Annotated in this window: 20 protein-coding genes; 8 read left to right on the top strand and 12 right to left on the bottom strand. The window is 50.7% G+C overall.

The window, feature by feature from the left end:
* From AC27K1_RS18040 to AC27K1_RS18060, 5 genes are all read right to left on the bottom strand, one after another.
* Complete coding sequence (locus tag AC27K1_RS18040; RefSeq protein ID WP_395178817.1) at positions 1-180, bottom strand: Trm112 family protein; 180 nt, start codon at positions 178-180, stop codon at positions 1-3.
* Complete coding sequence (lpxK, locus tag AC27K1_RS18045; RefSeq protein ID WP_487152187.1) at positions 173-1,216, bottom strand: tetraacyldisaccharide 4'-kinase; 1,044 nt, start codon at positions 1,214-1,216, stop codon at positions 173-175. The genes AC27K1_RS18040 and lpxK overlap by 8 nt, the downstream gene beginning before the upstream one ends.
* Positions 1,213-1,632: an ExbD/TolR family protein gene (locus tag AC27K1_RS18050; RefSeq protein ID WP_395178819.1), complete on the bottom strand. Its 420-nt coding sequence runs from the start codon at positions 1,630-1,632 to the stop codon at positions 1,213-1,215. The genes lpxK and AC27K1_RS18050 overlap by 4 nt, the downstream gene beginning before the upstream one ends.
* Positions 1,629-2,264 carry a MotA/TolQ/ExbB proton channel family protein gene (locus AC27K1_RS18055; RefSeq protein ID WP_487152188.1) on the bottom strand — a complete coding sequence of 212 codons (636 nt, stop codon included), beginning with the start codon at positions 2,262-2,264 and terminating at the stop codon, positions 1,629-1,631. Before AC27K1_RS18055 ends, AC27K1_RS18050 begins: the two co-directional genes overlap by 4 nt.
* A gap of 72 nt (positions 2,265-2,336) precedes the next feature.
* The gene (locus AC27K1_RS18060; protein WP_487152189.1) at positions 2,337-4,625 is read right to left on the bottom strand and encodes a DNA internalization-related competence protein ComEC/Rec2; all 2,289 of its coding nucleotides are present in this window, start codon (positions 4,623-4,625) and stop codon (positions 2,337-2,339) included.
* Between the two features lie 93 nt (positions 4,626-4,718).
* On the opposite strand from AC27K1_RS18060, the gene AC27K1_RS18065 reads away from it, so the two are divergent.
* Positions 4,719-5,246, top strand: a complete 528-nt coding sequence (locus AC27K1_RS18065; protein ID WP_487152190.1) for a DUF2062 domain-containing protein — start codon at positions 4,719-4,721, stop codon at positions 5,244-5,246.
* Positions 5,247-5,330: 84 nt separating this feature from the next.
* Complete coding sequence (locus AC27K1_RS18070; protein ID WP_345198988.1) at positions 5,331-5,633, top strand: hypothetical protein; 303 nt, start codon at positions 5,331-5,333, stop codon at positions 5,631-5,633.
* Between the two features lie 68 nt (positions 5,634-5,701).
* On the opposite strand, the gene AC27K1_RS18075 is transcribed toward AC27K1_RS18070, so the two are convergent.
* From AC27K1_RS18075 to rlmKL, 4 genes are all read right to left on the bottom strand, one after another.
* Positions 5,702-6,406, bottom strand: coding sequence for an ABC transporter ATP-binding protein (locus tag AC27K1_RS18075; RefSeq protein ID WP_487152191.1), 705 nt, complete (start codon positions 6,404-6,406; stop codon positions 5,702-5,704).
* Positions 6,399-7,643 carry a lipoprotein-releasing ABC transporter permease subunit gene (locus AC27K1_RS18080; RefSeq protein WP_487152192.1) on the bottom strand — a complete coding sequence of 415 codons (1,245 nt, stop codon included), beginning with the start codon at positions 7,641-7,643 and terminating at the stop codon, positions 6,399-6,401. The genes AC27K1_RS18075 and AC27K1_RS18080 overlap by 8 nt, the downstream gene beginning before the upstream one ends.
* 280 nt (positions 7,644-7,923) lie before the next feature.
* Complete coding sequence (locus AC27K1_RS18085) at positions 7,924-9,132, bottom strand: ammonium transporter (protein ID WP_487152193.1); 1,209 nt, start codon at positions 9,130-9,132, stop codon at positions 7,924-7,926.
* 495 nt (positions 9,133-9,627) lie between these two features.
* Complete coding sequence (gene rlmKL, locus AC27K1_RS18090; RefSeq protein WP_487152194.1) at positions 9,628-11,796, bottom strand: bifunctional 23S rRNA (guanine(2069)-N(7))-methyltransferase RlmK/23S rRNA (guanine(2445)-N(2))-methyltransferase RlmL; 2,169 nt, start codon at positions 11,794-11,796, stop codon at positions 9,628-9,630.
* A 502-nt stretch (positions 11,797-12,298) separates the two neighbouring features.
* Between rlmKL and rmf the strand changes: the two genes are divergently transcribed.
* Positions 12,299-12,508 (top strand): ribosome modulation factor, encoded by a 210-nt coding sequence (rmf, locus tag AC27K1_RS18095; RefSeq protein ID WP_345198996.1) that lies wholly within the window; start codon positions 12,299-12,301, stop codon positions 12,506-12,508.
* Between the two features lie 86 nt (positions 12,509-12,594).
* On the opposite strand, the gene AC27K1_RS18100 is transcribed toward rmf, so the two are convergent.
* Positions 12,595-13,614 carry a quinone-dependent dihydroorotate dehydrogenase gene (locus AC27K1_RS18100; protein ID WP_487152195.1) on the bottom strand — a complete coding sequence of 340 codons (1,020 nt, stop codon included), beginning with the start codon at positions 13,612-13,614 and terminating at the stop codon, positions 12,595-12,597.
* A gap of 311 nt (positions 13,615-13,925) precedes the next feature.
* On the opposite strand from AC27K1_RS18100, the gene AC27K1_RS18105 reads away from it, so the two are divergent.
* Positions 13,926-14,870, top strand: a complete 945-nt coding sequence (locus AC27K1_RS18105; protein ID WP_487152196.1) for a DMT family transporter — start codon at positions 13,926-13,928, stop codon at positions 14,868-14,870.
* 138 nt (positions 14,871-15,008) lie between these two features.
* Positions 15,009-16,847 carry an aminopeptidase P family protein gene (locus tag AC27K1_RS18110; protein WP_487152197.1) on the top strand — a complete coding sequence of 613 codons (1,839 nt, stop codon included), beginning with the start codon at positions 15,009-15,011 and terminating at the stop codon, positions 16,845-16,847.
* A 339-nt stretch (positions 16,848-17,186) separates the two neighbouring features.
* Here AC27K1_RS18110 and AC27K1_RS18115 read toward each other — a convergent pair whose 3' ends face one another.
* Both AC27K1_RS18115 and AC27K1_RS18120 read right to left on the bottom strand, forming a co-directional pair.
* Positions 17,187-17,462, bottom strand: coding sequence for a transposase (locus AC27K1_RS18115; RefSeq protein WP_487152198.1), 276 nt, complete (start codon positions 17,460-17,462; stop codon positions 17,187-17,189).
* A gap of 6 nt (positions 17,463-17,468) precedes the next feature.
* Entirely contained in the window at positions 17,469-17,957 is a 489-nt protein-coding gene (locus AC27K1_RS18120; RefSeq protein ID WP_487152199.1) for a transposase, read from the bottom strand.
* Positions 17,958-18,648: 691 nt separating this feature from the next.
* Here AC27K1_RS18120 and AC27K1_RS18125 point away from each other — a divergent pair.
* From AC27K1_RS18125 to AC27K1_RS18135, 3 genes are read left to right on the top strand one after another with little or no spacing between them, the layout of a single operon-like run.
* Positions 18,649-19,980 (top strand): hypothetical protein, encoded by a 1,332-nt coding sequence (locus tag AC27K1_RS18125; RefSeq protein WP_487152200.1) that lies wholly within the window; start codon positions 18,649-18,651, stop codon positions 19,978-19,980.
* A gap of 25 nt (positions 19,981-20,005) precedes the next feature.
* Entirely contained in the window at positions 20,006-20,164 is a 159-nt protein-coding gene (locus AC27K1_RS18130) for a hypothetical protein (protein ID WP_487152201.1), read from the top strand.
* 27 nt (positions 20,165-20,191) lie between these two features.
* Entirely contained in the window at positions 20,192-21,289 is a 1,098-nt protein-coding gene (locus AC27K1_RS18135; RefSeq protein ID WP_487152202.1) for a class I SAM-dependent methyltransferase, read from the top strand.
* Positions 21,290-21,332: the final 43 nt, after the last annotated feature.

Raw genomic sequence — 21,332 nt, forward strand, 5'->3', positions numbered from 1 at the left:
TTACAGCCTCTCTTCCGTAGTCAGGGTACGCGCTTCGGACTCCAGCATAACGGGAATCTCATCCCGTACCGGATAAGCCAGCCCGCAGGGACGACAGATCAACTCCTTCTTGTCCTGATCGACCTTGAGATCGCCCTTGCACAGCGGGCAGACGAGAATTTCGAACAGTTTTTTATCCATTAGCAGAAACCGGCTGAAAAGATGATGGAAAGTCGGACAGTCTGGCAGAGACCTGCTCCCAGAAGCTGTCTGGCAATTTAGCGTCAACGGCCAGATACCACCAGTTGTCATGCGCAAAGCGGCGGCACTTGATGGCGTCTTTGGCGGTCATTATAACGGGTTGCCCGCCCGCAAAGACAAAATCATCCGGGCAATAGGCGTGATGATCCGGAAAAGCCTTCTCACTGACCGCAAACCCCAGAGACCTGAGAGAATCAAAAAAACGGCCAGGATTACCAATACCGGCCACGGCATGAACCGGAGTCGTAAAATCCTTCCACTCAGATAACGGTATGGCTTTGCCTGATTTGAGGTTCACCAGACGGGTAGGTACGAGTGTCATGATATTACAGGAGACATCATCGATCTCGACAACAGGTTTCCCGTTAGAAATGATGAAATCCACGGTGGTAAGGCGATCGGCGGGTTCTCGCAAAGGACCGGCAGGGAGGCATCGGCCATTGCCCAGCCATCGCGCGCCATCCAGAACAACCATCTCAATGTGACGCACAAGGGCATAGTGCTGCAGACCATCATCACTGATGATCACATCGCACTCATGATTGGTTAGCAAATAACGTGCTGCGGATGGGCGATCCGGATCGATAACGACAGGTACGCCTGTCATCCCTGCCAGCATCACTGGCTCATCCCCGAGCCTGGCAGGATTACTATCGGGAAATACGTCAGCAGGAAAGGTATCAACCTCAGCGCCATAACCACGACTAATGATACCGGGCCTAAGCCCTCTCTGCTGCAACGCAGACACCAAGGCAGCAACTAGTGGCGTCTTGCCTGTACCACCTACCGTGATATTACCCACAACGATAACAGGAACCGGCGATTGCCAAAGATGCTCTTGATTTGAATGATATTGGTGCTGTCGACGCCTAACCTGCCATTCCACCAGTTTCGATAGTGGCAATAACGGCGCTAACAGCGGATTGAAATCAGGCTGGTACCATGCCGATACCAGCCTGTCGGAAAAACTGCTCACTGACTGGGCGGCTCCTGAGCCGTAATGCTGAGATGGGAAAAGCCGAGATCACCGGCGGCTTCCATGGCGGTAACCACGGCCTGATGGGGCGTCATGGCGTCAGCCGTAATCACCAGCGGCAATTTGCTGTTACCCTGTGATGCCTGAATAAGCGCCTGCTTGAGGTTTTCCAGTCCGTCACTGGCCAACCGCTCACCATTGACTGCAATATGCCCGTTTTTATCGATACCGATCTCTATCTGACGGGGTGGTTTCCTGACTTCTTCCCCGGTAGCTTCCGGCAGATCAATGGTCAGCTGGGTTTCCCGGGTGAACGTGGTTGAAACCATGAAAAAGATCAGCAGCAGGAACACCACATCGATCAAAGGCGTCAGATTGACTGAAACCTCCTCATTCCGCTGACGGCGAAACTTCATGACCGGGCACCTTCGGTGTAATCCACTTTCCGCTCGCCCTGAACCACTTCCACCAGGCGGGTCGCTTCCTGCTCCATGACAACGACCAGCTCATCAACACGGCGGGTAAAGAACCGGTGGAAAATTACGGAGGGAATCGCCACCGTCAAACCCGCAGCCGTGGTAATCAGCGCCTTGGAAATACCACCAGCCAAGACCGCGGCATTACCACTGCCCTGCAGCATGATCACGGTGAAAACATCAATCATACCGATAACGGTGCCCAGCAGACCCAGCAACGGGGCAACGGCGGCAACCGTGCCCAGCGTGTTCAAATACTTTTCCAGCTCGTGAATGACCTTGCCAGCCGCCTCATCAATACTTTCCTTCATGATTTCGCGCCCGTACTTGGCACTGCCAAGACCGGCGGCCAGGATCTCACCCAGCGGGGAATGCGTGCGTAACTGCGCAAGACGTCGACCATCCAGTTCATTACCCTTGATCCATTTCCAGACCTGGGCCAGAAGATTGCCGGGCGCGACCTTGGCGGCCCGCAGGGTCCAGAAACGCTCTATCACGATCGCTGTTGCAATGATGGAGCACAGGATGATGGGAAGCATCAACCATCCGCCCGCTTTCACCAGTTCAAACACGTTTATTATTCCCTTTACCAAATGAGAAAACTTTATCACAACCGGTTTATCAGGCACACCGGTACAGCGGCTCTACGACAGGGGTTTTCGTGACCAATATCCCGGTTTCTGCAACCGGTGGCAATAGGGTGGCGGCAACCTCTCCCCGCCGACCCGAAACACCTGCGTGCCCGTCAGTGGCGTTTCAAAAACCTCAGCTCCCACAAGCCCCAGCCGTTCCCTGACGCGCGGAGACGGATGGCCGAAACGGTTTCGATACCCTGCGGATATGCTCGCATAGGTCGGATTCACCTGCGACAGAAAGGGATTACCACTGGATCCGGCGCTACCATGGTGAGCCACCACCAGCACCTGACTGGCCAGTTCCTCACCGTATCGCCTTGCCAGTCGCTGCTCAGCACGGGTGGAGATATCCCCCGTCAGTAATACCCCATGTTCACCGGCCTGAACCTGCAGCACACAGGAGCGATCATTACGACTGCTCAGCCCCTCCCCCGTCGACAAAAAGCGAAACCGAACACCATCCCAAAACCACTCCTCCTGATCATGACATAAGGAAACGGGCAACGGATAGTCATCTGCTTCGGAAACATACACATGCGAGAAAGGGAAAGCGCTCAGCAAGGTATCCAGACCGCCACGATGATCCCGGTCATTATGGGAAATGACAATTACATCCGGATCTTTAACGCCAGGGTGATGCCGCAAGTAAGGGACAATGACCGCGTCCGCAGCCGTGAAACGATCACTGAATCGATCACCGGTGTCATAAATGAGACAGTGATTGCGCGTGCAGACCAGCACGGCCAGCCCCTGCCCCACATCAAATACAGCGACATCCGCCATCCCTTCGGGTAAAGGGTCATTTGCTGGCACTAACCATGGAAGAAAACACGCCAGTGCCAGCCAACGAAAGCCCAATCCTGAATGAGTTAATAATAAAACCACACCCACCATCGCAAGTATCAGCGCCAGTCCATCAGGAACAGCAAGCGGCGGCAAATCAAGCGTTAAACTTTCAGACCATTGGAGTGCTGATATCCAAACATCCAGTATTACGCCGACAAAATCCATGACCAGCAGTCCCAAAGATGTTGAAACAAACGATAAAGCCACACCTGCAAATAACAAAGGAACAACCAGCAAACCCACCAGTGGGATGGATATCAAATTGACCAAAGGTGATAACACACTCACAGGTTGCAGATTCAATGCCAGCAATGGCGCCAACGCGACAAACACCGTGACCTGAGGCCGAACAAAACGTTCACTAACGCGTCGCGTAGACTGCACACCAGAAAACACATACAACAATGCCGAAACCGCAATAAAGGAATACCAGAAACCATTGCTGATGAATGCCAGGGGATCCAGAAGCACAACCACCGTCAAGGCCACCAGAAGTAGCGTGAATGGTTTAATTTTGAGATCAAGGAGGATTCCGCCCAGCGCAACCGACAACATCACCAGAGCCCGTTGTGCAGGAATCGAAAACCCAGCCATAAAGGCATAAACAAGCGCAAAACCAAGGCCAATCAATGCACCGACCTTTGGCAATGGCCAAGCCTCAAGAGGGATCACTCCTGATATGGCGAGCAACCTCGCAAACCACCAGCCAACCAGCGCCATAAGTCCAATGTGCAAACCAGAGATCACCAGCAGATGTGTCGTGCCTGTCTGGCTAAAGGAATCCCAAAGCTGCGGTGAAATGTTGCGCTTATCCCCTAACAGCAATGCTTTGAAGATGGCCGCCCTGTCACCAGCGTAATGGCTCTCAATAAACTCGGCCAGTTTCCATCGCCACCGATCAACACGTATCCATTCGTTATCCTGCAGAAGTTGGACATTCCCATCTCGCACATAACCCGTTGCGATTACCTGCTGCCTAAGCAACCAACCCTCATAATCCATCGCGCCAGGACTGGAAAACCCACTCGGCCGCTTCAACCTGACCGTCAAATCCCAGCGTTGCCCTGGTTTTATTTCAGGCGCTCCATGCCAGCTAAGCCGAACCCGTCCCGGATAGGGTTTCCCCTCAATCACAACATCACGCATCAGCATTGAGGCATAACCTTCACGCTTGAGGGGTAATTCATCAATTTCAGCATTGAGACGCAGATCGATTCTTTCCAAATCAGCGGGCAAAAGGCGATCCATTAGCATCAGCCCATGAAAGCCTCCATAAGCAAACCCGAAAAGCACCATGGCCGGAAAAATAAATACACGGAACCTGAAGCCAGCTGCTACGGTCAAACTAAGGGCAACCAGAACCGTCAGGCCCAACACCCATCGGGCAGGAAGTTCTGGCAAGAATAATGTCAGGGAAAGACCCAGAACGAGGCATATCAGTGAAAGCCGCATTTGGTGTACTTAGTAATTAAGCGCATAATTTTCCGGTTTTACGATATCCTTACTCTCGCAATTAAGCGGTACCCGGGTCACAAGTATATCTGCATGGCAAAAAAACTGTTTCAACGCTTTATGCCGGACCCTTCCCGACTTCGGGAAAACCGGTCATTGAACTTCCTGGGCGAACATATGTTCGACCCCAACCTGTGGCACCTGAACCGCCGCACTGCCGCGATGGCTTTTTTCGTGGGTATTTTCTGTGCGTTCCTGCCCATACCCTTCCAGATGCTGCTGGCAGCGGTTCTGGCGTTTATGTTGCGCTGCAATCTGCCGTTGTCCGTCGCGCTGGTCTGGATTACCAACCCCTTTACCATGCCGGTGATTTTCTACTTCACCTACAAGGTCGGTTGCTATATATTGCAGACCCCTGTCAGTCCACTGGGCTTTGAAGTTTCGCTGGAGTGGCTGAAAACCGAATTATCGCGGATCTGGCTTCCACTCTATCTTGGCTCGGTGATTACCGGACTGATAGCAGGCGCTCTCAGTTATGTCGGCATTCGCCTGTTCTGGCGCTGGCATATCATTCGTAACTGGCGTGAACGCCACAAAAAGCGCAAACTCTTTCTGAACTGATGCCGACGACGGTCACGCCCTTCGGCAACACCGGCATCGCCGTTCTTCCTATCACTCATTCACTACAGACAGTCTGGCTGAAACATGAACAGAAATAATCGTTCATTCCAACGAAAAAAGCAGAAACTACAAGGGCGGGGAAAACTGGAAACCATCACCACCGACGGCCCTCACAGCGACTGGCTGGGCATGCCGGATTACTACATCCACACACTGACCGTAGACGGTGACGATTATAAATACCTGACGGCCGAAGCCACACTGGAAGTCACGCCCGGTGACCTGGTCTGCTTCCGCTACCAGGAAATGGGCAAAGAGAAGCGTATCGACAAGCGCTCACTCGGTATTGCCATCGACCCCGCCACTTTCATGCAGCAACAGAGCTGATGATCGGTCGACATCCGGATACTGTCTGTCCCGCAGTCAGCCATCCGGATGTCGACAACGTTAATCTCTCAAAGGTCTGAATCGCTCACCTGCTCGATCAACCCGCCATCCTGAAGCTGCCAGATACGATCCATTTTGGCCGCCAGCGACAAGTCGTGAGTGACAATAATAAAACTGGTCTGTAATCGCTGACTGAGATCCATAATCAGCCCCTGGACAACCTCTGCCGTATGCTGATCCAGGTTACCGGTCGGCTCATCCAGCAGAACCAGATCAGGCTCAGTCACCAATGCCCTCGCAATAGCTACGCGCTGACGCTCACCACCCGACAGCTCGCCCGGTTTATGATCAAGACGCGCTTCCAACCCTACCAGCGTTAACAGTTCTTCGGCTTTCTGTGCTGCTGAAGAAACCGCTACATCACGGCGCATTAACAGCGGCATGGCGACGTTTTCGCGTGCCGTGAATTCAGGCAGCAAATGGTGAAACTGATACACAAAGCCAAGGTGTCGGTTTCTCAGGGCACTCTTTTCACGATCATTGAGACCATTAAGAGAAACACCACAAACTCGAACCTCTCCGCGGCTTGCCACATCCAACCCTGCCAACAGATTCAGCAGGGTTGTCTTACCAGAACCGGAACTCCCCACAATGGCTATACGCTCACTGCGCCCCACTGCGAAGCTGACATCACGAATAACCTCTACATCGCCGGGCCCTTCACGGTATACCTTGCCCAGCTCCAGGCATTCCAGAACTACATCCTTACTCATAACGCAATGCCTCGGCAGGTTGAGTGCGTGATGCGCGCCACGCCGGATAGAGGGTAGCGAGAAAGCTCAACATCAAACTCGCAACCGCGATGCTGACAACGTCCTGCCAAAGCAGCTCGGAAGGTAGATAACTAATGAAATACACATCAGGACTCAGGAAATGAATCCCCAGCATGGATTCAATCCAACCGACAATACTGGCCACGTTGAGCGCCCCCAGAATCCCGAGGGCAACGCCCAGCCCCGTTCCTATTAAACCAATCACACAACCCTGTACCATGAAAATTCGCATAATCATGCCGGGCGTTGCACCAAAGGTTCTCAGGATCGCAATATCAGATTGCTTGTCGGTAACAACCATCACCAGCGTTGCAACGATGTTAAATGCGGCTACCGCAATAATCAGCACCAGCAACAAACCAATCATGGTTTTTTCCATCTGGATCGCCTGGAAAAGGCGACCATGAGTCTGGGTCCAGTCACGAACGTAGTAACGTCCTGGCAAGGTCATGGCCGCTTCCCAGGCCAAGCGAGGTGCCGCAAACAAATCCTTCGTCTGCAAGCGAAGTCCCTGTACTCCCTCACTGATACGCATGAAGCGTGCAGCATCTTTGATATTGATAAAGGCCAGACTGGCATCCAGATCCGCGCCTACTGCAAACAATCCGGTTACCGTGAAACGTTTGAGACGAGGAAACACACCCGCCGGATTAATAGAAGCTTCCGGCAATACCACAGTAACTTTGTCGCCAATACCCGCCCCCAACTGACGCGCAAGTATCTCTCCCAGCACGATGCCAAATTCACCGGGCTTGAGATCGGTCAGCTGACCACTTTCCATATGTTCATCAAGAATAGAGACTCGCTGTTCCAACTCAGGATCAATGCCATACAACATGACACCCTTGACCTGCCCCTGATTGGTCAACATGCCCTGGGCGTCAATGAAAGGTGCAGCAGCCTCTATACCCGGCACAGCTTCAACTTTCGACTTGATGGATTCCCAATCCGTCATGGTGCCATAGGCAGAGGTTATCGTTGCATGAGGCACCATTCCCAAGATGCGCTGACGTAATTCCCGGTCAAAGCCGTTCATCACCGACAGTACGATGATCAACACCATGACCCCCAGCACAAGACCGGCCATGGACATGGCAGAAATAAAAGAAATGAAGTGATTGCGCCGTTTGGCCCCCGTATAACGAAGGCCGATAAATACCGGCAAAGGTCTGAACATCAGGCGCTCCTGCAGCTGAAACCCTGCCCGACGACAAGCCGGGCCAGACGATCGATCACCATTCAGCGGAACAACAGAACCGGCAGATGAATGGCCACGTCAAAGGGATTAATTATGCCAGATAACGCGCAGAAAGGACGATTGTTTCATCCCCTCATCAACATAAACCCTTGAATGATTGAAGGTTTACGCACTTGTACATTAGCTCGATAAAAAGTCACATCCTGCATCCCAACAGAAACAGGACGTGACTGATCAACCCGAGCACTGCACTATCGACTTATTCATCAGAAGTCGCATGAATCTTGTGAATAGAAAGATCCGCCCCCTGATACTCTTCTTCCTCTGACAGACGTATGCCTACCAGCGCTTTGATAGCCCCATAAACAATCAGGCCACCCACAAGTGCAACGCCAACACCAGCGAGAGTACCAATCAGCTGCGCTGTCAGGGATACACCACCCAAGCCACCCAGTGCCGTCGAACCAAAGATGCCTGCTGCAATTCCGCCCCAGGCACCACACAGACCATGTAATGGCCAGACACCCAATACATCATCAATCTTCCAGCGATTCTGCGTCGCTGTGAATGTCCAGACAAATAACGCACCCGCTACTGCACCAACCACCAGAGAACCCGCAGGATGCATAACATCTGAGCCCGCACAAACAGCTACCAGTCCGGCCAGCGGTCCATTATGGATGAAACCCGGGTCGTTCTTACCCACCAGCATGGCGGCCAATGTGCCACCGACCATCGCCATCAGCGAGTTGACTGCCACCAGTCCACTGATGCTGTCAACCGTCTGGGCTGACATCACATTGAAGCCAAACCAGCCGACGGCAAGAATCCAGGCTCCCAGCGCCAGAAATGGTATATTCGAAGGCGCAAACGCAACCAGCTTGCCATTGCGATAACGTCCCTTTCTGTGACCAAGCAACACGACCGCGGCCAGTGCTATCCAACCACCCACAGCATGCACTACCACGGAACCGGCAAAATCATGGAACGGTGCACCAGCAAAACCTTCCAGCCAATCCTGGAAGCCATAGTTACCATTCCAGATCATCCCTTCAAATAATGGATACACCAGGGAAACAATCAGAAACGTGGCCAGTAACTGCGGGTAAAAACGCGCCCGTTCAGCAATGCCACCGGAAACAATGGCAGGTATCGCCGCCGCAAATGTCATCAGAAAGAAGAACTTCACCAATTCATAGCCGTGACTGGCCGTCAAGGTTGCCGCATCTGCCATGAAATCCATGCCATAGGCCACCTGGTAACCGATAAAAAAGTAAGCCAGTGTGGACACACCCAAATCGGTAATGATCTTGGATAGCGCATTGACCTGATTCTTTTGCCGTACCGTTCCTACTTCAAGAAACGCAAACCCTGCATGCATGGCCAGTACCATGATCGCCCCAAGCAGGATAAACAGGGTATTTGTCCCCTGCATCAACGTTTCAACCGCACTCCCAACGTTATCCATCAAACACCTCGTCACCCCTCTTTATCGCGCACCATATCGATTCACCCAAAGATATTGCGCACCAATAAAGATCATTTTTATTTATTATCTTCAGCCTCGACTTTTCACTGTGCAGATAAAAATCTGCTCAAAACGAAGCCACACACGTTCTTCCGTGAATCATTCACCTAATAAGGCTGCATATCAGTGCAACCTAGCCAGTCAACGCACTGCATTAATGCAATAAAAATGCCACGCATTGGGGCAAAGCAAACAAACGATTCAAAATAGATACAAAAAAGCACCAGATAGGAAGGCGATAGAATGCAAAAAACAGAAAATACAAACCTGCAGGCAACAAAAAGGTTTGTAAGCGGGCTATGGGGTATCTGATTGCAAGGTACAGGGACGTACCGAGAGCGACTTCATGCAGGACTGCATGACGGAGCGGCAAGCAGGTACCCCATAGCCTGCGGTGCCCCGATGATCAGGTACACCGCACTACCTATAAAAGTTTTACAGCCTGTGCTGAATCTTCCAGCACTGATGAATACGGCGATTACGCTCAAAATCCTTATCAAGGGTTTCGCTGGTAATATCCTTCACCTCAAACTCATCCATCAAAGATTCATCCAGCTTGAAGCGTCGGTAATTATTGGAGAAATAGAGCGTCCCGCCATGGGCAAGACGCTTCATTGCCAAACGCAGCAACTCAACATGGTCACGCTGTACATCAAACACATCGGTCATGCGTTTGGAGTTGGAGAATGTTGGCGGATCAATATAAATCAGATCATATTGACCTTTAGCATCAGCGAGCCAACGCATGCAGTCCACCTGTTCCAGCTGATGACGATCACTGAAACCATTCAGCGAGAGGTTTTTGCGAGCCCAGTCCAGGTAGGTTTTGGAAAGGTCAACACTGGTGGTCGAGCGAGCGCCGCCCAAGGCCGCATGGACTGTTGTCGCGCCTGTGTAACAGAACAGGTTAAGAAAACGCTTGTCCGCCGCTTCCCGTGCAATTCGCAGACGTAACGGACGATGATCAAGAAAGAGACCAGTATCCAGATAATCGTTCAGATTGACCAAGAAACGACCACTACCTTCTTTGACTTCAAAGAATTCATTTTTGTCAGCCTGACGTTCGTATTGCCTCTTACCGGACTGCTTTGCACGGCTCTTGAGGGCGATATCTTTTGGCGAGACAGACAAAACTTCTGGCAGCGCAGACATGACATCCTGCAATCGTTCAGTCGCTTTTGCCTCATCAATTGATGCCGGTGCTTTGTATTCCTGAACATGCACTTTGTCACCGTACAGATCGATAGCGACGGCATATTCCGGCATGTCCGCGTCATACAGGCGATAGCACTGGATATCCTGACGCTTGGCCCATTTGCTCATCTGCTTGAGGTTTTTACGCAGACGGTTAGCAAACATTGTGGCGCCAGCGGTGAGAGGTGCAGACTGCACTGATGCCTTGTTCGTTGTTTCTTTATCCCTGGCATCGTAACCTGCAAACCACTGTTCCTCATTGGCAAACATCAGCAGCTTACATTCCAGCGCACCGTTATAGAGCGTGTACTGCTTGCGACTGCGAATACCCATGCGACGTCCCAGCCCCGGATTACCGGTAAAGACAGCACCCTGCCAACCTTTAAAGGTGGTTCTGAACTTTTCACCCAGGTTCTGATAGAGATAAACAAGGCTTGCTTCATCGCCCAGACGCTCACCATAAGGTGGGTTCACGACAACCAACCCTTCAGGGCTGTCAACCTGATGCAAGTTTGCCAGCTCGGCTTGTTCGATACGAACCCGTTTTGACAGTCCAGCGCGTTGCGCATTTGCCAATCCCTGCCGGACGATCCACTGGTCCGCTTCGTAGCCCAGAAAGACATTTTTCATGCTATCAAGACCAGCCTGACGACGCTCACGGGCATCACCCATTGCATCGCGCCAGATACTGGGAATGTGGCCGGGCCAGCGATCAAAACCAAAGCGAGTGCGCAAGAGTCCCGGTGCGATATCTGCGGCTATCATCGCCCCTTCCAGCAGGAAGGTGCCGGACCCGCACATCGGATCGACCAGAGAGGCTCCCTCTCTGGCCAATTCACGCCAGCCGGCACGGTAAAGAATCGCGGATGCCAAATTCTCCTTCAGCGGCGCCTTACCGACATCCTGCCGGTAACCGCGCATATGGAGACTGTCACCAGACAAATCGATTCCCACTTGCACCTTGCCTTTATGCAGGCGGACATGAATACGCAAATCCGGGGATTTCGTGGCAATCGACGGACGCTTACCAGTGCGCGCAATCAGCTGATCCACCACGGCGTCCTTGACCAGCAATGCACCAAAATGGGTATTCCGAATTTCAGGGCTGCTACCGGTAAAAGTCACAGCAAGGGTTTTGCCGGGATCAATATGATCATCCCAGTCAACGGTCTGAATACCCGCATAAATGACATCGCGGTCACCAGCCGGGAAATGGGCAACCATCAGCAAGATACGGTTGGCCAACCGTGACCAGAGACACGCCTGATAGGCAACGGCCAGGGAACCACTGAAATAACAGCCGGCAACCGTCTCCCTGACGGTGTCAGCGCCAAAACCCGCCAGCTCCTCAGCCAGCAGTGATTCTATGCCCTTCGGGCAAGAGGCAAAAAATTCCGGGGAAGTACTCATCAGTACCTGCAGCACCCATTCAATTGATTCGGTGGAAAACCATCCTCCCGGCATCAGCAAGATACAGGCTAGTTAAGAGGGAGGATTAGTGAAAGTGAAGTAATGGCGGCATTCTAGCCATGATCCCCGCTAAAAAATATGCGGAATTTTGACATTTATTGTGTTTTTCCCGGAAGAGATATTTCTTCACCCAGACCTTACCGGTCACACTTCCTGCGTAATATCAATGACTTATATAACCAGTCAGCAGGTCTATATAAGCACTCACATTATCAAAACATTGACGCTATTCACAAAGATTCCTCGACAGTCAGGCTCACTTCCTATAGAAATAACCTTGTAGGGTTTCTGTATGACGGAACAAGTTCCGTTTATGCCCTGATTTTTCACTGAAGCAGTACGCAGAAAAAGGAGCTTCAGCGGCAAGACCGACTCTTTCCCACCGATCTCGCGGTCAGGATGGCCCGGGATGTAGTCACCGAAACGGGAGGCAAGACCGACCATGAAAAGACAAAAGAGGGACAAGACCGAAAGAGCCTACACGAAAGGTTATCAAAACGGGCTATCGGGACGGTCAAAGGACATCTGTCCACATGACGAGCTAAACCAGCGACAGGCATGGCTCACGGGCTGGCGAGAGGGCTGGTCGGACCATGTGGATGGTTATACCGGCGTTTCCGGTATACAAAAAAGCAATCAACATTACCTCTGAGTCGGCGTTGATCGCTCAGTATCCGAAAATAGAGTGAAATCAGGGCCCGGTTAAGGGCCCTTGTTGTATCTGGAGACTGGGTAGATTCAGCGGCAGGCTGCTACGGCTTCCGAGGCTTCCCGGATCAGGTCGGGGCCACGATAAATAAAGCCACTGTAAATCTGCACCAGACTGGCGCCCGCCTTGATTTTATCCGCAGCTGATTGCGCATCCATAACCCCGCCCACACCAATGATGGGGAGTTTGTTATCCAACGCTTCCGCCAGTACGCGAATTTTCTGGGTGGAAAGATCAGTCAAGGGCGCGCCACTGAGACCACCGTCTTCATTGGCATTCTTGCAACCCTGAACCGCTTCCCGCTCCAGCGTAGTATTGGTGGAGATCACACCATCAATCTCATAAGCCACCAGCTGGGTAGCGATATCACGAATTTCTTCATCGGTCATATCGGGCGCCAGCTTGATCGCCAGAGGGACATACTTGCCGTGTTCTTTGGCCAGTCTACCCTGTTCTTCTTTGAGCACATTCAACAGTGACTTCAGGGTATCGCCGAATTGCAGCTGACGCAGCCCGGGGGTATTCGGTGAAGAAAGGTTAACGGCCACATAGCCGGAGTGAGCGTAGACCTTGCGCAAGCAGGTCAGGTAATCGCTTTCAGCTTCCTCAACCGGCGTCACTTTGTTCTTACCGATATTCACCCCAATCACGCCCTGATAACGGGTCTTCTTCAGGTTTTCAACCAGGTGATCAACGCCTTTGTTGTTAAAGCCCATCCGGTTGATGATCGCTTCCCGTTCCACAATCCGGAACAGGCGGGGCTTCGGGTTACCCGGCTGCGGCCGCGGAGTTACCGTGCCGACCTCAACAAAACCGAACCCCAGTGAGCCGAAGGCGTCAATGCATTCACCGTCTTTATCCAGACCAGCCGCCAAGCCAACGGGATTATCAAACGTCAGCCCCATCACTTCCGTGGGAACAGACGGCACCGGCTTGAACAGGCACTTGAGCAGTCCGAGACGCTGGGACGCAGACAGCATATCCATGGTCAGGTCATGGGCTGTCTCCGGAGAGAATTGGAACAGAACTTTGCGGGCCAGCTGATACATCGAAACTCCTTGATACCGGGTCGGTGAAATCCGGGCGGATTATAACGGGACTACTACCAAAAACCAGTACAGAAAAGCCATTAAAGTGGCCTCAAAGTGCAACAAGCGATTCCCTCTCAAGCCTTGTCCCATAAGGTTACTGACACCCTCCCTGAAAAAAGAAACATTTCGAAACAGAATTCGTTGAAACTCCCTTCAGCAACACTGATCATGGTCAATGTAACCTGACGGTCAGCACCGTAGTCTCTCAGCCCGGCATGATGCAGGTCATCCTGACAACCCATAGCCCAATAATCTGGACAGAATTTTCGATGGAACAACAATCCCAGCGACAGGCCATGCTCTTTGGCCTTAGCGCCGTCTTGCTCTGGTCGACCGTCGCCACGGCATTCAAGCTCAGTCTGGAATACCTGACACCGATCCAGCTGGTGCTGTTTGCCAGCCTGACATCCGTACTGGTCCTGGGCGGCTGGGTTATTGTCAAAGGTCAGGGAAAGGCGCTCATTCAGACCTTTAAACGTCGGCCGGTCTATTACCTGTTGATGGGGCTGCTCAATCCCTTCCTTTATTACGTGGTTCTGTTCAAAGCCTACGATCTGCTACCCGCCCAACAGGCGCAGCCCCTGAATTACACCTGGGCACTGACACTGACAATTCTCTCTGTCGTGATGCTGGGCCAGCGGCTGACACGCATTGATATCCTGGCCTGCTGCATGGGCTATATCGGTGCACTGATCATCGCCACGGGCGGGAATGTCCTGAGCCTGTCATTTGACAGCCCGACCGGTGTGGTACTGGCACTGCTCAGCACACTGCTCTGGGCGCTGTACTGGATATACAACACCCGCAACACCGACAATCCGGTCATCGCCCTGCTGCTCTGTTTCCTGTGCGGCCTGCCTTTTATTATTGCGGCCAATAGTGTTATGGGTGACCTGACCTGGCACTGGAAAGGCATTGCCGGTGCAATCTATGTGGGACTTTTCGAGATGGGTATTACTTTTGTGCTGTGGCTGACAGCGCTCAAGAAAGCTACCCATATTGCCCGGGTCAGCAACCTGATTTTTATTTCCCCCTTCTTATCGCTGGTCTTTATCGCGTTTATTCTGGGAGAACCGATTCAACCAGCCACCTTCGCCGGTTTAATTATTATTGTTTCTGCGGTTGTGATTCAGCAAAAGCAAAAAACAGTCATTCAAGACAACAAACCAGCCAAAGCCGACGCCAAGGTAGTATCCGTCACAATTGAACAGTAACGAACCTCTCGCCTGAAGACGCCGTTGTCTGTCATGCGAGCTTAGCAAAACGAGTCCTGACCAACCCGTTATCACTGGAAGTACAACAACCCCTGCCACGGCTAACGCGTGAGCAGTCATGAAACAAGGAGATACTGTATGAGTTTGCCGTCCATTGAAAGTATCGACGCAGCGAGTGCTACCTTGGCACAACGTCTGGCGGGCATCCGTGAGTTCATGGCACGCGAAAGCCTGGATGCGTTTATTGTCCCCTGCGCTGACCAGTTCCTGGGTGAGTACCTGGGTCCGGATGTCCAGCGCCTGCGCTGGTTGACCGGCTTCACTGGCGAAGCGGCCATCGCAGTCGTCCTGCCGGAACGGGCGGCTATTTTTGTCGATGGCCGTTTCACCGTTCAGGTCCGCCAGCAAGTCCCCGCATCACTGTTTGAATACCACCACCTGATTGAAGAGCCTCATCTCAACTGGCTCAATACCACACTGCAACCGGGTGACCGGATGGGCTTTGACGCCACACTGCACACCTATAACTGGTATCAGGAGGCGGTTGCCACCTTTAAAGACAAAGATATTCAACTGGTCGAGCTGACAGAGAATCCAATCGACAGACTGTGGCATGACAGACCTGCGGCCAGTGATGCACCCGGATTACTACTGGACGAAAAATACACCGGCCGCAGCAGTGCGGATAAACGCCGGGGTCTGTCTGAGATGTTGCAACAGAAAGGACTGGATGCCCTGGTGATCACCCAGCCCGATGCCGTCAACTGGCTGTTCAATATCCGGGGTGGCGATGTTCCCTGCCTGCCTGTGGTCCTCAGCTACGCGATTGTTTACCAGGATGGCAGCGCCGATCTGTTTGCCCCCACCGGCAAGCTCGACGACCACTTTTACTTACATGCCGGTGACGATGTCCGCCTGCTGGAAATCTCTACGATCGAGCATTCACTGAAACAACTCGGTGAAAACGGCGCCGATGTTCAGCTGGATTATGAAAACAGCAATGCCTGGATTCCGCTTAACCTGCTGCATTACGGTGCCCAGGTAGTCCATGGCGATGATCCCTGCATGGCCATGAAATCGATCAAAAACGCTGTCGAAATCGAGGGTATGCGCCAGGCTCACCTGTATGCTGGTATTGCAACCACGAAGTTCCTGGCGTGGCTGGATCGGGAAGTCGCCGCAGGCACACATACGCTGGACGAAGGTGTACTCGCCGACAAGATCGAAGCCCTGCTGGAAGAACAGCCCGGTTATCACGGCTGCAGTTTTGAGACCATCTCCGCCATCGGTCCCAATGCCGCCATGTGCCATTACAACCACACCCTGACCACACCGCGAAAACTCGGTCAGGACGGATTGTACCTGATCGACAGCGGCGGCCAGTTCCCCGAAGGCACTACCGACATGACCCGCACGATCAAGGTGGGTGACGTCACCGACGAGATGTGTACCCGTTACACCCAGGTGTTACAGGGCCATATCCGGCTGGCTGCCACACGGTTCCCGAAAGGCACAAGGGGCATTCAACTTGATACGATTGCCCGTCAGCCTTTGTGGCAAGCAGGTTGTGATTATGATCATGGCACCGGTCATGGTGTGGGCCACTTCCTTGGTGTGCATGAAGCACCGCTGCGCATGTCTCCCCAGGAGGCCGAATCCCGCCTAGAAGCTGGCATGATGATTACCATCGAGCCCGGTTATTACAAGGAAGATGCTTATGGCCTGCGGGTTGAAAATCTGTACGTGGTTAAACCGTCAACGATAGCGAGTGATGTGCCCATGCTGGAAATGGAGTCACTGACCTTTGCACCGATTGACTGCCGTTTAATCAAACAGGAACTGTTAAGCACAGAAGAAATTCAATGGCTGGATGATTACCATCAGCAGGTGCGCGAGATCATTGGCTCTTATCTCAGCGATGAAGAGCTGACCTGGTTGAACCAGGTGACTCGTCCTCTTGCAGAACAGCAGGCCTGATTCATAGTGCCCACGGGAATTGGTTACAATTCCCGTTCTTAACGCGATGTGTGACTTACCATGAGTTCTGAGTAAGGGCATGACCACTGTCTAATATTTGTTCATAGAGAGGACATTAAAAACTCCCTATAGCAACCAACCCCAGAGCTGAACGCCCGATTCGTCTGTCTCGAGCGGCATGTTCACGCTTTCCATTTTTTTGCCAGAGTTCGGGCAACTTGTTCAAAGCGATGAAACCCTGCGCCTGCTCTTTGCAAGTAAAGCCAGCATCAGGTCTCCAAACAAGTGGGTACCACTCATGCCTGTCTTGCGAGTAGATATCTCTTCATCTATCCCCTGTTAAGCGGCATGAGCCAGTGATCTTTTGATAATGACCACCGTAAACGACGCAATAATCAGACTGGCAGCAAGCGTTTCGCAGCTTGTGTTGAAGCGGTGCCAGCCTGCATAGGATTTGGCTTCCTTGAAAGCCAGCTCTATCTGCCAGCGCAGTCGATAGCACTGAGATATATCGTTGAGAGAAAAAAGTTCCCGAGAAAGATTGGTCACGATAAAAATCCACTTATCTTTCTTCCCGTTCCATCGAACAACCTGGCGAAATCGCTGTCCCCGCATCCGGGGTCACTCTACATCCAGATCCATGGCATTGTCTTTGGGAAAACGAGGCAAAATATCTTTCAGCTTTTGCCCTTTGTACCTGTTATGCGCTTTCCCATCGGAATGAATCGCCTGTCGTACGACAGGATTAATGCTTTGTGATGCACGACAAAGGAAGTTTCCACCCCGATCACTGACCGCTGCAAAGTGCTCCAGGTCGAAGTAACCGGCATCAATCAACATAAGCGTGTCAGAGAGATCATTTGCCAAAGCGGGTAGACAGGCTCTTTCAGCGTGGGTGTCTTCTGTCAGCTCAATACGGACAAAGTTGTCTTTCAACAAATTCATGGTCGTATGACGTTCAACCGCTGCCGGACTGACTGTTTTGAAGCGCCCCGGAAACACATCCTTGAGACTGTCGGTGACAGCTTGAGAGGAACCATCATGCAGCCAAATATGTCGAAATTGCGCAAAAGGATTTGTTTTGTCGAAAGACAGTACCTTTTGGGTCATCTCTTCAAGGCTTCGCAGGAAAATCCATACGATAATGAAACCTGAACCCTCCAGACGTGGCAGGATGCATCCAGCCCAGTCATTTCATTAAACTTCCGCTGGATATCAGCCAGTGACTCAACATTACTGTCTTTGCCCAGCGCCGCCAGCAGTGAAACCACCAGAGGGAAAGGCAATATTTTTCTATATCGGGTCAAGAAACCGCAGGATTCAGCCTGTTTATTCAGCCAGGTTTCTGAAAGAGTTACCTGCAAACGGTGTTGAATAGAGCTAATCTCAGAGTGGTTCCTCTCGGGCGACCAGTAAGACTTGCTGTTTGGTATATCAAGTTTGGTCGAACGGGATGCCCCCCTGAGTCTCAGGCAGGTTTTCTGCGGGTGATGGGCTTAATGGTTGCTTTTACACACATGCCGGTGGCGATGCCCGGTTGCTGGAAATCTCTACGATTGAGCATTCACTCAAACAACGTGGTAAAGCTGGCTTTGCTGCTATGAATTTGTCTTTAGTGCTCACCATCGATGACTACTCCCCCCGAACCATGATCAGAAAGATTCCGGAAGCAGCTAAAAGTAGCCGGTATCAGGGGCCTGCAAAGATGACTTTTAGGTTAGTAATGCTGACATAGAGATAACAAAACAACTTAATGGACATCTAAATTACGGTGTAGTCAGTAACAGAGGAGATGTTCGGGATGTTTGCTATCCATGAGGTTAAGGTCGGGTGTCAGCCTGCACGTGCCGCACCATTTGTACCGGATTCTGAGCACGGTAATCCTTCCGCACAGAAGGTAAGGGTAATTTCTATACCTTTACAGAAAAGAACCGAAGCGGATCACAGTATTGATCAGGAAAAAATCTTAAAAGAAACCATCCATAGGATGAAAGTTGATGTTGCATCAGATTTTCCCTTGCCAAGCTTGAAAGGCATGCGTGACCGTGTTCGAAAAGGTGCAGAAAGTGATAACCGCTACTGGCTTAGCAACGACTACTCATCAGGAGAGAATCCAGATAATACAATGATCGCCAGATTGATGCCTGACACCCTGAAAACGAATAGGGCAAATGCTTCAGGTTTCAGTATTCGTGTTGCAATATTGGTAGGTGAATCATTTTTGCTCTCTTGCCTGCCAGAGATTGCGAATAATGCTGATGTGATTTTGTTAACAGATTACGATGCATTTATATTGCACGGCAATAAAAAACAATTAAGATTGATTAAGGATTGTAATGAAGTTGACTGTGAAGAAGTCTTTCTAGATAAGTTTACTGAGTATATCAAACAAAAATCTAATGCTTCACCCTCACGTATAGCGTCTTTTGAAAAGTGCTTTGGGAGGGCAAAAAAGGCAATGGCAGAGTATTGGCCATTTTCTTCAAAAAATCGTCTAACCAAAGTCAAGAAAGTCTCTACTGAGATTGCTTGCATACCAGTGTACTGTAATCTTTTTGATAAAAAAGACATGAGCCGTCTTGCAAAATTGCTTGTAAATTTAGACGCAAAAATAACTGTTCTAAATGTGACCAACTCTGTGTTTTACATTGATAATTTCTATAAGAAAAATCCATGTGATTTTGAAGGATTTCCAGTCAAACCCTATACATATATAAAGTCTCTCCCAATAAATCCTTCTTGTTTATGTTTTGGGAGTTATCATGATCTGACAAAACATAATTTTTGTTATAGCCCAATTGAATTTTGGAGCCATATTGACAAATGTTATTTCAATTATATTGAGTCTGAATATTCATCAGATATATGGCGTGAAAAATTACGCAAAATTCTACCGAAAGCGTGTGACAGTAAGAAATGTGGTTTATATGAAATAAAACTTTTCTTATCGATAAGTACTAAGAAAGAGGTCAGAGAACTACCTCTCATAACATTAACCAACAGTGATAAAAATATTTATCAATACATCCAGGGAACCAAAGACAAACTCATGAGATCTTCAGAAAAAAGAGAGCTGATATATTGGTTTGATAAACTTTTCATACACTACGGCATCAATCCTCCACCGAGGTGACAGGAATTGACTATGTGGAAATTCAGTGAGTCAAACAGGAGAATTGCGAGGTAGCACAACCAATATGTATGGTGCAGATGATCGGCTGGATTATGAAAACAGCAATGCATGGATTCCGCTTAACCTGCTACATCACGGTGTCCAGGTCATTCATGGCGATGATCCCTGCATGGCCATGAAATAGATCAAAAACGCTGTCGAAATCGAGGGTATGCGTCAGGCTCACCTGTATGCCGACATTGCTACCACAAAGTTCCTGGCATGGCTGGATCGGGAAGTCGCCGCAGGCACACAAGTGCTGGACGAAAGTGTACTCGCCGACAAGATTAAAGCCCTTCTGGAAGAACAGCCCGGTTATCACGGCTGCAGTTTTGAGACCATCTCTAGTATTTGCAACATTTCAAAAACAAATCGTTCTTTCATTTTTGAACTATGGACAACTAGGCTAGCGGCTTTCTCTTTCCTATTTTCTCAAAGTGATGGGGGCTTGTTGATGGATATTGTTTCCCATAACCGAACAGCCTGGAATAAAAAAGCAAGGGAAGGTTGCCGCTGGTCCGAACCTGTCAATCCGGACATCATTGATGCTGCACGCAGGGGCACCTGGCAGGTAATCCTGACACCCAACAAATCGGTACCAGGATCATGGTTTGACCAGATTATCGACAAACACGTTTTGTGCCTGGCATCAGGGGGTGGCCAACAAGCTCCCATACTTGCAGCGGCAGGCGCAAAGGTGACCTGCTTAGACAATTCCGATATTCAGCTCGAAAAAGACCGCTATGTGGCAGAACGCGACGGTTTAAATCTTGTCACCGTACAAGGTGACATGTCGGACTTATCTGAATTCAGGGATCAATCTTTTGATTTGATTTTTCATCCGGTATCGAACCTTTTTGTCAAAGCAGTTCAGCCTGTATGGCGTGAATGCTATAGAGTATTGAAACCGAATGGCAGGCTGTTATCCGGTTTCGTGAACCCTGTTTTCTTTCTTTTTGACAATAAAGAAATTCAGGAAACCCACCAGTTTCATGCCAAATACGCCAGCCCGTATTCGGACCTGACAAGTCTTCCTGGTGATCAGTTATCCGACATTATCGAATCCGATACCGCTGTCCGGTTCGGGCATTCTCTGGAAGACCAGATAGGAGGTCAGATTGCAGCCGGTTTTATCATTGCAGGTTTCTACGAGGATGGCTGGGATGACGCGTCAACACCACTCAACCAACTAACGCCATTACATATGGCTACGCTCGCTATAAAAAAGAACGTTTTGCTGGAAGGTTCGTGCTGTCGGCACTCTGAATAGCAAGGTGTATTGATAAAAACAGCAACACCATCAACCCTGTCTA

The organism is Kistimonas ophiarachnellae, from assembly GCF_057552235.1.